Source organism: Sagittula sp. SSi028 (assembly GCF_048553715.1).
Lineage (GTDB): Bacteria > Pseudomonadota > Alphaproteobacteria > Rhodobacterales > Rhodobacteraceae > Sagittula.
In genome coordinates this window covers 113,926-127,299 of the sequence record NZ_JBLZNC010000003.1, presented here as the reverse complement: position 1 = coordinate 127,299, position 13,374 = coordinate 113,926, and the positions used below count along the sequence as shown (strand labels likewise).

12 protein-coding genes are annotated in these 13,374 nt (G+C 64.4%); 9 read left to right on the top strand and 3 right to left on the bottom strand.

All coding sequences use genetic code 11. The features are described 5' to 3' along the window. Positions 1 to 133: 133 nt before the first annotated feature. The 6 genes from pcaD (at position 134) to ACN5AZ_RS06765 (ending at position 5,745) form a co-directional block, all read left to right on the top strand. Complete coding sequence (gene pcaD / locus ACN5AZ_RS06790) at positions 134 to 919, top strand: 3-oxoadipate enol-lactonase (RefSeq protein WP_419428106.1); 786 nt, start codon at positions 134 to 136, stop codon at positions 917 to 919. 1 nt (position 920) lies between these two features. After that, positions 921 to 1,652 carry an alpha/beta fold hydrolase gene (locus ACN5AZ_RS06785; RefSeq protein WP_419428105.1) on the top strand — a complete coding sequence of 244 codons (732 nt, stop codon included), beginning with the start codon at positions 921 to 923 and terminating at the stop codon, positions 1,650 to 1,652. Between the two features lie 5 nt (positions 1,653 to 1,657). After that, complete coding sequence (locus ACN5AZ_RS06780; protein ID WP_419428104.1) at positions 1,658 to 2,980, top strand: lyase family protein; 1,323 nt, start codon at positions 1,658 to 1,660, stop codon at positions 2,978 to 2,980. Further along, positions 2,981 to 4,186, top strand: a complete 1,206-nt coding sequence (locus tag ACN5AZ_RS06775; RefSeq protein ID WP_419428103.1) for a TCR/Tet family MFS transporter — start codon at positions 2,981 to 2,983, stop codon at positions 4,184 to 4,186. 67 nt (positions 4,187 to 4,253) lie between these two features. Further along, positions 4,254 to 5,342 (top strand): zinc-binding dehydrogenase, encoded by a 1,089-nt coding sequence (locus ACN5AZ_RS06770; RefSeq protein ID WP_419428102.1) that lies wholly within the window; start codon positions 4,254 to 4,256, stop codon positions 5,340 to 5,342. A gap of 73 nt (positions 5,343 to 5,415) precedes the next feature. Next, the gene (locus tag ACN5AZ_RS06765) at positions 5,416 to 5,745 is read left to right on the top strand and encodes a metalloregulator ArsR/SmtB family transcription factor (RefSeq protein WP_419428101.1); all 330 of its coding nucleotides are present in this window, start codon (positions 5,416 to 5,418) and stop codon (positions 5,743 to 5,745) included. A 98-nt stretch (positions 5,746 to 5,843) separates the two neighbouring features. Here the strand turns inward: ACN5AZ_RS06765 and ACN5AZ_RS06760 are convergent, their stop codons facing one another. Further along, a complete protein-coding gene (locus ACN5AZ_RS06760) occupies positions 5,844 to 7,739 on the bottom strand; it encodes an acyl-CoA synthetase (protein WP_419428100.1) in 1,896 nt (631 codons plus the stop codon). Between the two features lie 149 nt (positions 7,740 to 7,888). On the opposite strand from ACN5AZ_RS06760, the gene ACN5AZ_RS06755 reads away from it, so the two are divergent. From ACN5AZ_RS06755 to ACN5AZ_RS06745, 3 genes are all read left to right on the top strand, one after another. Continuing rightward, positions 7,889 to 8,191 carry a DUF1992 domain-containing protein gene (locus ACN5AZ_RS06755; RefSeq protein WP_419428099.1) on the top strand — a complete coding sequence of 101 codons (303 nt, stop codon included), beginning with the start codon at positions 7,889 to 7,891 and terminating at the stop codon, positions 8,189 to 8,191. 73 nt (positions 8,192 to 8,264) lie between these two features. Next, positions 8,265 to 9,461, top strand: coding sequence for a class I SAM-dependent methyltransferase (locus ACN5AZ_RS06750; RefSeq protein ID WP_419428456.1), 1,197 nt, complete (start codon positions 8,265 to 8,267; stop codon positions 9,459 to 9,461). Positions 9,462 to 9,503: 42 nt separating this feature from the next. After that, positions 9,504 to 10,178, top strand: coding sequence for an SOS response-associated peptidase (locus tag ACN5AZ_RS06745; protein ID WP_419428098.1), 675 nt, complete (start codon positions 9,504 to 9,506; stop codon positions 10,176 to 10,178). Here ACN5AZ_RS06745 and ACN5AZ_RS06740 read toward each other — a convergent pair. Both ACN5AZ_RS06740 and ACN5AZ_RS06735 read right to left on the bottom strand, forming a co-directional pair. Continuing rightward, a complete protein-coding gene (locus ACN5AZ_RS06740) occupies positions 10,175 to 11,950 on the bottom strand; it encodes a hypothetical protein (RefSeq protein ID WP_419428097.1) in 1,776 nt (591 codons plus the stop codon). The genes ACN5AZ_RS06745 and ACN5AZ_RS06740 overlap by 4 nt on opposite strands. Positions 11,951 to 12,058: 108 nt before the next feature. Next, entirely contained in the window at positions 12,059 to 13,300 is a 1,242-nt protein-coding gene (locus ACN5AZ_RS06735) for an NAD(P)/FAD-dependent oxidoreductase (RefSeq protein ID WP_419428096.1), read from the bottom strand. Between the last annotated feature and the right edge of the window lie 74 nt (positions 13,301 to 13,374).

The following is a 13,374-nucleotide window of genomic DNA, read 5'->3' as shown; positions in this document are numbered from 1 at the left end:
CGAAGGGGGCGCGGGGCCATGCGGTCTGCGCCCCCTTCGCGCATCCGGCCCGCAGGCAGACGTGCGGCAAGGGTTCCTTCTGCGGCCCGCACTGGTTACATAGCGCAACAGACCGGAACAGAGAGACCAGCCCATGCAGATGGCCACAAGCGGCGACACGCGCCTGCACTACATCGTCAGCGGACCCGAAGACGGCATGCCCGTGGTCTTTGCCAACTCTCTGGGGACCGATCTGCGGCTGTGGGACAAGGTGCTGCCGCTGCTGCCTGCGAACCTGCGCATCTTGCGGTTCGACAAACGCGGCCACGGGCTGTCCGAAGTGCCGCCCGCCCCCTATTCCATGGGCGCGCTGATTTCCGACACGGAGCGGCTGATGGACCATGTGGGGTTCAAGAACGCCGTGGTTGTCGGACTGTCCATTGGCGGCATGATCGCCCAAGGTCTGGCAGCCAAGCGTCTGGATCTGGTGCGCGCGCTTGTGCTGTCGAACACCGGTGCCAAGATCGGCACCCGCGATATGTGGCAAGAGCGCATTGATGCGGTGACGCAGGGCGGCATGGCTTCGGTGCTTGATGCCACCATGGGCCGCTGGTTTTCCAAACCGTTTCACGCCACAGACGAATTCCCCGGCTGGCAGCAGATGTTTCTGCGCACGCCGGTGGACGGCTGGACCGGCTGCGCCGCAGCCATCGCGGGCACCGATTTCATCTCGTCGACCAGCGGGCTGCGGCTGCCGACCTTGGCCATCGCCGGGTCAGAGGACGGATCGACCCCGCCGGATCTGGTGTTCGAGACCGCCGATCTCATCCCCGGGGTGCAAAAGCATCTGATCCGTGGCGCGGGCCATCTGCCCTGCGTCGAAGCCCCCGAAGAATTCGCCCGCGTTCTCAGCGATTTCCTCATCGCTCAGGGAGCCTGACATGGCGCGTTTTATTCTGGTGCACGGATCGGCCCATGGGGCGTGGTGCTGGCGGGACGTTGTCCCCGAACTGCTCGCCTTGGGGCACGAGGCGGTGGCGCTGGATATGCCCGCCCACGGCGAGGATCGCGGCAATATCGAAGACGTCACCCTTTCCGACTACGGCCAGCGCATTGCCGAACATCTGGACGGCCCCGCCATTGTGGTGGGCCATTCCATGGGCGGCTATTCGATCACCCAAGGGGCCGAAATCGCCCCCGAGAACATCCGCAGATTGGTCTACCTGTGCGCCTACACACCTTGGCCCGACCATTCCTTGGCACAGATGCGCGCGCAGGCCGATGAACAGCCTCTGCTGCCGCTGATCCGCATGGCTGCAAACAAACGCAGCTTTACCTTTGACACATCCGGCGGGACGAATGCGTTCTACCATGACTGCCCGGCCACGTCGGTGCTTTATGCGGTGGCGAACCTTTGCCCCGAAAGCGTGGCCGCCTCGAACACGGCAATTGATTTGACCGACCGCTCTGGCGCGCTGCCCAAAAGCTACGTCATTTGCACGCAAGACCGCGCCATCCCGCCCGCGTTCCAACGGGTGATGGCGCAGGCCTTTGATCCGCGCGACGTGCACGAACTCGACAGTTCGCATTCGCCGTTTTTCTCTATGCCGGACAGGCTGGCAGCGCTGCTCGATCAGATTGCGCGCCAGACCCACGAACAAGACGGACTTTGACACCTATGCCCGCGACGCCCTTTGACAGCATCCACCTCAGCCATTTGTTCCCCAGCGGGGACACCGCGCGGCTGTTTTCCGACAGCGCAGAGATCCGCGCCTTGATGCTGGTCGAAGGCGCCTTGGCCAAGGCACAGGGCGCGCGCGGCACCATTCCCGAAACCGCCGCCGCCGCCATTCATCGCGCAGCTCTGGAATGCCAGATCGATCCGGTCGGGCTGGCCAAATCGACCGGCTTGAACGGCGTGTCCACACCCGCATTGGTCGAGGCCTTCCGCGAGGCGATGCAAGCGCCCGAACACGCGGCCTTTGTCCATTGGGGCGCGACCTCGCAGGACATTCAGGACACCGCGCTTATGCTGCGCCTGCGGCAGGCCATCACCCATCAAAGCGACCGGCTGCGCGCCACGCTGATCGCGCTGGCCGAGCTTGCCGACGCCCACGCGGACACCCCGATGGCGGGGCGTACCTTTGGCCAGCATGCCGCCCCGACGAGCTTTGGCGCGCAGGTCGCGCAATGGGGCGCGCCGCTGCTGTCGCTGTTCAAAGGGTCCGAGGCGATCCGCGGCAACCTGTATGTCTCCCTGTCGGGCTCTGTCGGCACGGGGTCCCATCTGGGCGATGACCCCGCCGCCCTGCGCGCGGATCTGGCGCAGGGGCTGAACCTGACCGACCCCGAGCGCTGCTGGCACACCGACCGCTCCCCCATCCTGAACATCGCCGCATGGTTCACCCGTTCGGCCCTTGCGGCAGCACGTCTGGCCGAAGATCTGTGGCTGGCCGCACAATCCGATGCCGCCGAGATCACCCTGCCGCAAGCGGGCGGATCGTCCACCCTGCCTCAGAAACAAAACCCGGTGCAGCCCTCTGCCTGCGTGGCTTTGGCCCGGCACGCCCAAGGGCTGCATGCCACGCTCGAAGGTGCAAGCATGCACCGCCAGCAACGTGATGGCGCGGCTTGGTTCACCGAATGGCTGACCCTGCCGCAACTGGTCTTGGCCGCAGCCTCTGCCATGACACATGCGCAGGCGCTGGCCGAGACCCTGACGCCCGACACCGCCGCAATGTCCGCCACGCTGGAAGCGAACAGCCTTGTGCACGCCGAGGCGCTCAGCTTTGCCTTGGCACAATCCATGCCCCGCCCCAAGGCGCAACACATCACCAAAACCCTGTGCCAGCAAGCGCGCGAGACCGGAAGCCCGCTGTCGCAGATCGCGCGCGAAGCCCACCCTGACCTGCCGCCGTCGGTCTTTGACAGCGCCGCCAATCTGGGCTGCGCCCCGCAAGAGGCCCGCAGCTTTGCCCAAGCGGTCCGGGCGGCGCTGTAAATGATGCGCCTGCCTGTTGTTTTTCTTTTGGTCACCGTGGCCATCGACGCCATGGGGATCGGCCTGATCCTTCCGGTGATGCCGGATCTGATCGGCGAGGTGTCGCATCGTGGTCTGTCCGGCGCTGCCGTCTGGGGCGGTGTTCTGGCGACGGCCTATGCGGTGATGCAATTCCTGTTTGCCCCCTTTCTGGGCGCGCTGTCCGACGCTGTGGGGCGACGGCGGGTGTTGCTGTTCACGTTGGGTCTGATGGTCGTCGATTACGTGGTCATGGCTGTGACCCAAGACCTGACCGTGCTGCTGATCGCGCGGATCATCGGTGGCTTTGCCGCTGCAACCCATTCCACCGCCTTTGCCGCGATGGCCGACCTGTCACCGCCCGACAAACGCACGCAAAGCTTTGGCCTGATCGGCGCGGCCTTTGGTCTGGGCTTTGTTCTGGGGCCGACCATCGGCGGCCTGTTGGGCGAATTCGGCACGCGCGCGCCCTTCTGGCTCGCCGGTGCGCTGGCGGCGGCCAATACGTTGCTGGGCATCTGGGCCTTCCCCGAGACCCATAAACCGGAAAACCGACGTGCCTTTAACTGGCGCGAGGCCAATCCCTTTGGCGCGTTCAAGGCGATGGGCAAGCTGCCGGGCATCCGCCGTGGTCTGACGATCATGTTCCTGTATCACGTGGCCTTTGCGGTCTATCCGGCGGTCTGGTCGTTCTTTGGCCATGCCCGTTTCGGGTGGAGCGCGGCGGTCATCGGCATCTCGCTGGGCATCTTTGGCTTGTCCTATGCCGCCGTTCAGGCCGGGATCATCCGCCTGCTGCTGCGCTGGTTTGGCGAAGGCGGCACCGCGATCTTTGGGCTGCTGTGTGCAGGCACGGCCTTTGGCCTGATCCCCTTTATCGACGATGGCATGACCGTTCTGGCGCTGACACCGGTGGCCGCGATGGGCGGGACGCTGGGTCCGGCGATGCAGGGCATGATGAGCAAAAGCATGGGCGAGGACCGCCAAGGCGCGCTGCAGGGCGTGTTGTCCTCGACCGCGGCGCTGGCCTCTGTGGTGTCCCCGATGCTGATGACGTCGGTGTTTGCCGCCTATACGGCGCCGGGGCGCGATCCCTTTCCCGGTGCGCCATTCCTTGTCTCGCTTGCCTTGGTCTGTCTGGCGCTGGCGCTGTTTGTGACCCGCCGCCCCATCCCCGCCCGCGCCTGAGCGTATCCTGTTGGGGCTTGCGCCAAGGCGCTGCGCAGGCAACGCTCCTCCCATAGGGGAGGACGACATGAGAGATATTCGCGCGGCGGTCTGCACCGCCTTTGATGCGCCTTTGCAGATCGAAGAACTGCGGCTGGCCCCACCCGATGTGGGCGAGATCGAGGTCAAGCTGGACGCCGTGGCCATCTGCCATTCCGACATTTCCTTCGCCGAAGGGGCGTGGGGCGGCGATCTGCCCGCCGTCTACGGGCACGAGGCCAGCGGGCGCATCACCGCGCTGGGACCGCATGTCGACGGGCTGAATCTGGGCGACCGGGTGGTGGTCACTTTGATCCGCGCCTGCGGGCAATGCGTGCCTTGTGCCAGTGGCAAGCCCACGATCTGTGAACATCAGAACGGCCATCGCTCGCCGCTGACGCGGGCAGACGGGACGCCGGTGGATCGGGGCATGAATTGCGCAGCCTTTGCCGATCACATGGTGGTGCACCACAGTCAGGTCGTGGCGCTGCCCGATGCCCTGCCCGCGGAAAGCATCTGCCTGCTGGCCTGCGGTGTCATCACCGGCATCGGCGCCGTGATCCACGCAGGCCGTTTGCGCGCGGGCGAGGATGTGGTGGTCATCGGCGCAGGCGGCGTCGGTCTGAACGCTATCCAAGGCGCGCGCATCGCCGGTGCCCGTCGCATCGTTGCGGTCGATATGTCCCCAGACAAGCTGGAGGTCGCGCGCGACTTTGGCGCCACTGACGGGGTTTTGGCCACCGAAGCCTCTCCCTGGCGCGCCGCGATCAAGGCAATGGGCAAAGGGGCCGATGTGGTGGCCGTCACCGTGGGCGCAATCCCCGCCTATGACAGCGCGATGCGCTATCTGGGCTGGGGTGGGCGCATGGTGATGGTGGGCATGCCCCACGCCGGTGCCAAGGCGCAATATGAACCCGTCATTCCGGCCTTTACCGGACAGCAGATGATCGGATCAAAGATGGGGGATGTGGTGATCGCCCGCGATATTCCGTGGATGGCGGATCTGTACACGCAGGGGCGATTGAAACTGGACGAACTTGTCTCGGGCCGCTGGCGGCTGGATCAGATCAACGAGGCCATCGCCGACACCAAAAGCGGCGCGGCCCGGCGCAATGTCATTTTGTTCGATGATCCGTGATCTCCATTCCGCGTCTCGTTTTTGCCCAACAAAGGGTGTATAACTGTCCAGACCCTCCTATGTAGCATTTACGATGACACAGACCGTTGCACCGCCCCCCGCCGAAATGGAAGCCAACGCCCGCGCGGCCGCCGGCTTTCTGAAAACGCTCGCCCATGAAGGGCGGTTGATGATCCTGTGCCACCTCGGCAACGGGGAACGATCGGTCGGAGAACTGGAACGGCTGTTGGACATGCGTCAGGCCGCCGTCAGCCAGATGCTGGCCCGTTTGCGCGACGAGGGGTTGGTCGACACCCGCCGCGAGGGCAAGACGATCTACTACCGGCTGGCCAACGACCAGACGAGCCGCGTGATCAACCTGATGTACGAGATGTTCTGCGCAAATCAGGACCCCGAGGCCTAAGCCGTCATAGGCCCCGAATGTCAAAGGCGCGCCCGATGGGGACGCGCCTTTTTTGTGGTGTGCTGCGGCCAGCGTGATCCGACGCTGGCCGTGTTCATTTAAGCTGCGGCGACCGCTTCGGCGCGCTCCCACGGACGCGTGAACGCCCCCAGAACCGCTGTAACATCCGCATCGCTCGCGCCATTCATCTCGACCTGCGCGACAAGCCCGCGCGCCTTGTCATCAATGACCGACACAACACGCCCCGGGCAGCCCGCCTTTTCCAGCGCGGCATTGTAGACCCGTGTGATTGCGTGCTTGCGCAGATCGGGTTTGAACACCTTGCCCACCGCCGTCTTGGGCAGTTCTGTCAGGATGGTCATATGTTTGGGGTGCGCGGCACGTTCGTGCACATGGACCTTGGCATATTCCAGAAGCTCGGCCTCTGTCGTCTCGGCTCCGTCGACCAGCTCGACAAAGGCGCAGGGCAGCTCGCCTGAGTGTGCGTCGGGCTGGCCGATCGCACCGGCAAAAGCCACCGCCGGATGGGTCAGCAGCGCTTCTTCGATCTCGGCGGGGTCAATGTTGTGACCGCCACGGATGATCAGATCCTTGGCCCGACCGGTGATCCACAGGTAGCCGTCCTCGTCCATCCGGCCCAGATCGCCCGTGCGCAAATGCGTGCCATAGTGGTACAGATCGACGTTTTTGTCCGCCTCGGTGTAGGTCTTGCCCGCATAGACACCGGGGTTCGAGATGCAGATCTCGCCAATCTCGTTGGTGCCACATTCCTGCGGCGCGCCATCCACCATCCGGACGATCTTGACGTCTGTGTAGGGCAGCGGAATGCCGACAGAGCCGACTTTCTTTTCGCCGTCCGGCGGGTTCACCGACACCAGACAGGTGGCCTCGGTCAGGCCGTAGCCCTCGCAGATCGTGACCCCGCAGGAGGATTCAAACCGCTTGAACAGCTCCAGCGGCATCGGAGCAGAACCGGAGAACGCCGTTTTCACGGTCGAGATATCCGCATCCACCTTGCGCTGCATCAATGCGGACACGGCGGTGGGCACGGTGATGATAAAGGTGGTTTTCCAGCGTTCGCACAGCTTCCAGAAGTTGTCGAACACGCCCTCGCCGCGATAGCCCGCAGGCGTCGGGAACACCACATGCGCGCCCGAGCGCACCATCGCCATCAAGATCACATGGCAGGCAAACACGTGGAACAGCGGCAGCGGGCACATCACGCTGTCTTCTTCGGTGAACAGCAGTTTGGACCCCAACCAGCCATTGTACAGCATGCCCGAATACAGGTGCTGCGCGACCTTCGGCATGCCGGTGGTGCCGCCGGTGTGGAAATATGCGCCCACGCGATCGCCCCGACTGTCGGCAAAGGCCAAAGTCTTGGGCTGGCGCGCGGTTTCCTTGCGGAAGCATTTGTAATCAGCGTGGCGCGGCCCTTCGAGCTTGGGACGCAGCAGCGGCACCAGCCACTTTTTCGGCGGGGTCAGATAGCGGTTCAGATCCACCTCGAGAACCGTATGCACATGCGGCGCGTGGCGCACGGCCTCGTGCACCTTTTGCGGCACATCGGTTTTGGGGAACGGTTTGAGCGTGACCACCACCTTGGCGTCGGTCTCGCGCAGGATGGAGGCGATCTGCTCAGGCTCCAGCAGCGGGTTGATCGGATTGATGATCCCCGCCACGGCACCGCCCAGAATGGTGGTGATGGTTTCATTCGCGTTCGGCAAAACGCAGGCGATGACGTCGGTTTCGCCAATCCCCAGCTCGCGGAACAGATTGGCGGCCTGCGCGGTGCGCTCATGCACCTCGCGCCATGTCAGTGTCTCGGCCTTATCGGTGGGGCCGGACTGCAACTGGTAGCTGAATGCGGGGCGATCAGGAAAGGCCTCTGCCGTTCGCGTCAATTGTCCCCACAGCGTTGCGGGCACATCGCGCTCCGCAAACGGCTTTTCCTGTTGCAGAGCATCCCTGTCCTGCACGGTAGCAAAAACCATGCTATTCCTCCCCTTTTTCTCTCCAACCCGAATGTTGTCCAGTATGCCGCCATAGCGCAAGCCACTGCGGGGCCAAGCCCCCCCCTTCGTGACGCAGCGTTCTTGGGCGGGGCTGGCGTGAAACGTTCCTATATGCCAAATTGCGCCTCATGGACCACCCTTTGATTGACCTGATCAATGCCCGTATCGCCCGCGCCGAGGCCGATGGCGCCTTTGACGATCTGGCAGGCAGCGGCCAGCCCTTGGATCTGTCGGACAGGACGGATGACGCGGCCATGAACCGTATCCTGCGCGACAATGGCGCGGTCCCCGAGGTGGTGGCGCTCAGCCGCGACATCTCAAGGTTGCGCGAGGCATTGCGCGACTGTTCGGATCGCACGGAACGCCGCAGGTTGATCGCCGAGATCGCGCTTCTGGACACACGGTTGGAGATCGCCAAGCAACGTGGCTAAGCCCCCGTGTTGCTGGCCAATCCCCGCCTGATCGGGCACAGAGGGTCACGCACAGGCAAGACAGGGCATGGAAATGGTCACCGTCAGCGAACAATACGAAGATTTCCCCTACCCCGCCCGCGACCCCGCAGACGAGGCAAAGCGGCTGATCGGCGGCTCGCCCTCGCGCCCGTCCGAGATGGATCACCACCTGTGGGGAGGCCAGCGCGATTGGTCCAACCCCCTGCGCGTCCTGATCGCTGGTGGTGGCACGGGCGATGCGCTGATCCAACTGGCGCAACTGATGACCAGCGCGGGCGCGCCTTATGACATCACCTATATCGATCTGTCCAAGGCATCGCGCGCCATCGCCGAGGCGCGGGCGCAGGCGCGTGGCCTGACCGGGATCCGGTTTCTGACAGGCTCGCTTCTGGATGCGCCGGACTACGGGCCGTTTGACTACATTGACTGCTGCGGCGTGCTGCATCACCTGCCCGACCCCGACGCGGGCTTTGCCGCACTGCGGGCGGCGCTGGCCCCCGGTGGCGGTCTGGGCTGCATGGTCTACGCGCCCTATGGCCGCTCCGGTGTCTACCCGCTGCAGGAGGCATTTGGCGCGCTGTTCGCGGGGCTGCCTGCCAAGGACCGCCTGACCAAAGCCAAGGAGATCGTGGCCAATCTGCCCGAAGGCCACCCCTTTGCCGCCAACCGCAATCTGATGGATCACGAACAAAGCGATGCGGGGTTCTACGATCTGCTGCTGCATTCGCAGGACCGCCCCTATTCCGTCACCGAGCTGCTTGAGACCTGCGCCCGCACCGGATGGCGGCTGCAAAGCTTTGTGCAGCCCGGGCTTTACGATCTGGCACGGCTGACGGAGGTGCCCGCAGATATGGCGCCGCACAGCGCCATGGCCGTCGCCGAAAAACTGCGCGGGACCTTGCGCAAACACGTAGCTTATCTGGTGCCAGATGACGAGGATCGCGCCCTGCCGAAGCCGTCGCAAACGCGTCTTGTCCCGCGCTTTCAACTGCCACAGCCCGCGCGCGTGGCGCAGATGATCGCACAAGGCAAACCGCTGCCCGTGTCCCTGCCCGAGGCGCAGACGCAGATCGCGCTGCCCCGTGACGCCGCCCCTTTGATCGCCGCCGCTGATGGTCGCCGGTCGCTGGCACAGATTGCGCAGGCGACGCGCATGGATCCGCTGCGCTTTGGCAGCCTGTGGGCCAAGGTGCACAAGGAGTTCACCGACTGGGGGCTTTTGCACTACACGCGGTTTGGTCTGGGGTGATTTTCCCGTAGTCTGGCCCCGCGACCTGAGGGAGAGACCGCCATGTGTGGACGTTTCGCCACCACCCTGCCCAATGATGCTATGGCGCAGCTGTTTGCGGCCACGCCTGCGAATGATCTGCCCGATGTGCCGAATTACAACGTCTGCCCCACCAATGATGTGCAGGTGATCCAGTGGGATGGGCAGCGGCGGTTGCAGGGGATGCGCTGGGGGTTCCTGCCGCATTGGTACAAGGCCCCGAACGATGGCCCTTTGCTGATCAATGCGCGCGCAGAGACCATCGCGGAAAAGCCCGCCTTTCGCGCCGCCTGTCGCGCGCGCCGCTGCCTGATCCCGGCCAGCGGTTTTTTCGAATGGACCAAAGACGCCGAAGGCAACCGCCTGCCGTGGTATATCACCCGCCGCGATGGCGCGCCGCTGGTGATGGCCGGTGTCTGGCAGGACTGGTCTGCGGGGGAGGACAGCTTTCGCAGTTGCGCCATTGTGACCTGCGCCGCAAATGACCCGATGGCCGCGATCCACCACCGCATGCCGGTGATCCTGTCCGACAACACTTGGGCGAAATGGCTGGGCGAGGAAGGCCACGGCGCTGCCGCGCTGATGGTGCCCGCCCCGGACGACGCTCTGGACTTTCACCGGGTGTCCACGCGCGTGAATTCCAACCGCGCGTCCGGGCCGGAGCTGATCGAAGAGGTCATCGACCCCGAAGACCGCTAGAGCGGCGCACAGCCGAGCAGGAACAACAGCGGCAAGAGCCCCGCAAGCCACGCCCCGCCAAGGCCACCGCCGTCGTCATCTGCCGCCTCCTCTGTCAGGCTGTCGATCTCGGCACTGTCATCGGGCTCGGCGCTCTGTGCCTCTGGAAGCTCTGCCGCGTCAGGCGGTGGCATGCTGGTGTCTGGCAGGTCAGGCGGCGCGCTGGCGTCAGGCAGGTCAGGGATCACGGCGGCCTCGGCCATAGCGGTGGCCGCGAACGTCGGGGCAAACTCCGTCGTTGGCGTGACATCGCGCAGCACCAGTTGCATGATTTCGCCCGGGGCGAGCACCGCATCGACCACGCCCTGATCATAGACATCTTCGGGCGGTGGTGTTTCGCGCAAGGCGGGGCTTTGGGTGTTGCCAGGGGCGAACCCCTCGGCCACGCCCAGAACCGTCACATCCACCTGCCCTGCCCCCGCGATCAGAGCCGAGATATCGACCACGGAGTCCGTGGCCGCGTCGCGTAGGTTCGACGTGATGTAGACCACCATATCCTGCCCGTTGCCAAAGGCGTGGACATCCAGCTCCGGCGTTTCAAATTCGGTGTCGCGGTTGTCCGCGCTTGGCGTAAAATCCAGCATCCGCATGCCAACCAGCGTTTCAGACATCACCGAGAACATCTCGCCTGCGACCGTGGGCGTGTCAAAGGATCGGCCAAGGGCAAGCGCCGTGTCGGTGTTCTGGATCAGGGGCCAGACCTGTGCTGCATCCACGCCCAACCGCAGAAATTCCTCCATCTGTTCCAGCATTTCCTGCGCCTGCCACAGGCCATAATCCGTCGTATCCTCCAGAGCCTGCGTGTTGGATTTCTGGTTCCACTCCGTCACATGAATTTCCAGCGAAGGGTCGATGGATTGCCAATGTTCCTCGACCTGTTCGATCTGGAACCACCGGCTGTGCGGCACCTCTGGCGCGCGGCTGTAGGCATGGGCGATCACGCCATCCGTCGCCTCCAGTGCATCCTCATCGAAATAGGATGTCAGGATGACATTATTGATCTCGGTCCAATCGGGGGAGGCGCCGTTTTGGTCCAGCTCGATCCCATATGCAGCCTCGAGGTCGGACAGAATATCGGCGGTGCTCATCCCCTCGTATTGCGCGGCAAGGTCGGAGTAGCCGAAATTGGTGCCCACCTGCACCAGCACGTCGATCTGGGCGGCCTGCGGATGTGTGGCCACCATGTCGGACAGAACACCATCCACAATCTGCGCCATATCCGCCGCCAATCGCCCGTATTCGGCGGCGCTCATCTCGCCCGAGCCCCAGTATTCATTGCCGATCTCGAAAGCCGCGACTGTCCCGTCACCATAGACGCCGCCCACCACATCGCGCACGAATCCGGTCAGCACCTCGCGGTCGATGGCGGGCATCCGGTCGCCGTTGTCGTCAAGGCGCGTGTTCGACAGTTGGTCCCGCGTGGGGATCACAATGCTGACCGCCCGCCCGGTGTCCGCGGAATAGGCCATCACATCGGACAGCGGAATGAACTCGGTCGTGGTGCCGTCACGCGGGTCCACCACCTGTCGCGCGTCGGGGTCCCGCAGGTTGAACAGGTATTCTGACAGCGATCCACCAGGGTAGCGCAGATCTGTGATCCCCAACGCATTGATCGCCGCGTCATAGCTGCCCGGTCCGGTCATATCACCGCGCGGGGCAAGGATATTGCCCCCGAACAATGCCGGAGACGCGACCGCGCCCAGCGCGACCACATCGGTTGTCAAAATTGGCATGGCCCCACCCGTTCGTCCTGTGTGACGAAGAGTTTGGCGGCCAATTGGAAACAATCCCTAAACCGACTGGGGATAACTGCCTAAAATCTGAACAACCGACGGCGGGCGTTACGGGTCAAATCGGGCGGGGCTGAAGGGGGCCATGTCGATATTCGGCGTCTGCCCACAAATCATCTGCGCCAGCATACGACCCGTCTTTGGCCCGCCTGTCAGGCCAACATGATCGTGACCAAAGGCAAGATAGGCCCCCGGCGCGGTCGCCGCCGGACCGATCACCGGCAGCGAGTCGCTCATGCTGGGGCGGTGGCCCATCCATTCGACGGTCTTTTCCCACCGAAGCTGCGGCAGCGCCTTTCGAATGTGCCGGTCCAACAGCGCAAAGGGCGCCCGCGACGCCCCCGCCTGAAGCCCGCCGAATTCCACCACGCCCGCCAGTCGCAACCGCCCGTCCATCGGGGTGACGACGAATTTGCCGCTGGCCACCATCAGTGGCGTTTTCGGCATGATATTGGGACCGTAGAGTTCCAGATGATAGCCGCGCTCTGTGTCGAGCGGGATCTTCAGACCCAACCGCTTTGCCAGCGTGTTCGACCACGCCCCCGCCGCCAGCACCACCGCGTCACAGTCCAGCCGGTCCCCGCCCATTCGCACGCCTGTCACGCGCCCGTTCTCGCGTATGATATCGGCGACGTTTGCGCGCAGGACACGCCCGCCCTCCGCCGCCACATGATCCGCCAGCGTTTTGACATATCGGCCCGGATCGCGAATGCGCCCGTGATCGGGCAGGCGCGCGGCAAAGCGCATGTCGGGGCCGTAACAGGGATCAAAGGCGCGCAGCGGCGCCTCCTCCAGCAGGTCCCATCGAAATCCCATCTCGCGCCGCACCTGCCAGGTCAGAGCGTCGGCCTCGTATTCGGCGCGGCTGCCGTAGAGGTACAGGTAATCGGTCGGCACGATGTAGCGTTCGGCCCCGGTCCCACTGGCCAGTGCAAGATGATCGTTCAGGCTGTCCCCGATAAGCGAGGTCGCCGCACGGGCGCGTTTGCGCACCCCTTCGGCGGTGGCCTCACGCAGGAACCGCAACCCCCAAGGGATCAGTTTAGGCAAATAGCGATAGCGCAGGAACAAGGGTTGGTCAGGGTCCAGCAGCATACGTGGGGCCTGCGCCAGCAGTCCTGGCACCGACACTGGCACAACCGCCGCGCTGGCCAGAACCCCGCCATTGCCGTGGCTGGCCCCCTCCCCCGGGGCCTTGGCGTCGATCAATGTCACCGTGCATCCCGCGCGCTGCAGCCAGATCGCGGTCGACACCCCGACGATCCCCGCCCCGATGATTGCCACATGCTTCATGGCACACCCTTTTGTCTGCTCTGACCGGACGGTGCGCCGGGTGATCTGCCGCTGTCAATCTATGCCGCAGATCC

Coding starts and splice junctions, on each gene's coding strand:
- ACN5AZ_RS06760 (WP_419428100.1), bottom strand. CDS start 7,739: ATGGTTTTTGCTACCGTGCAGGACAGGGATGCTCTGCAACAGGAAAAG.
- ACN5AZ_RS06745 (WP_419428098.1), top strand. CDS start 9,504: ATGTGTGGACGTTTCGCCACCACCCTGCCCAATGATGCTATGGCGCAG.
- ACN5AZ_RS06775 (WP_419428103.1), top strand. CDS start 2,981: ATGATGCGCCTGCCTGTTGTTTTTCTTTTGGTCACCGTGGCCATCGAC.
- ACN5AZ_RS06750 (WP_419428456.1), top strand. CDS start 8,265: ATGGTCACCGTCAGCGAACAATACGAAGATTTCCCCTACCCCGCCCGC.
- ACN5AZ_RS06785 (WP_419428105.1), top strand. CDS start 921: ATGGCGCGTTTTATTCTGGTGCACGGATCGGCCCATGGGGCGTGGTGC.
- pcaD (WP_419428106.1), top strand. CDS start 134: ATGCAGATGGCCACAAGCGGCGACACGCGCCTGCACTACATCGTCAGC.
- ACN5AZ_RS06780 (WP_419428104.1), top strand. CDS start 1,658: ATGCCCGCGACGCCCTTTGACAGCATCCACCTCAGCCATTTGTTCCCC.
- ACN5AZ_RS06735 (WP_419428096.1), bottom strand. CDS start 13,300: ATGAAGCATGTGGCAATCATCGGGGCGGGGATCGTCGGGGTGTCGACC.
- ACN5AZ_RS06765 (WP_419428101.1), top strand. CDS start 5,416: ATGACACAGACCGTTGCACCGCCCCCCGCCGAAATGGAAGCCAACGCC.
- ACN5AZ_RS06740 (WP_419428097.1), bottom strand. CDS start 11,950: ATGCCAATTTTGACAACCGATGTGGTCGCGCTGGGCGCGGTCGCGTCT.
- ACN5AZ_RS06755 (WP_419428099.1), top strand. CDS start 7,889: ATGGACCACCCTTTGATTGACCTGATCAATGCCCGTATCGCCCGCGCC.
- ACN5AZ_RS06770 (WP_419428102.1), top strand. CDS start 4,254: ATGAGAGATATTCGCGCGGCGGTCTGCACCGCCTTTGATGCGCCTTTG.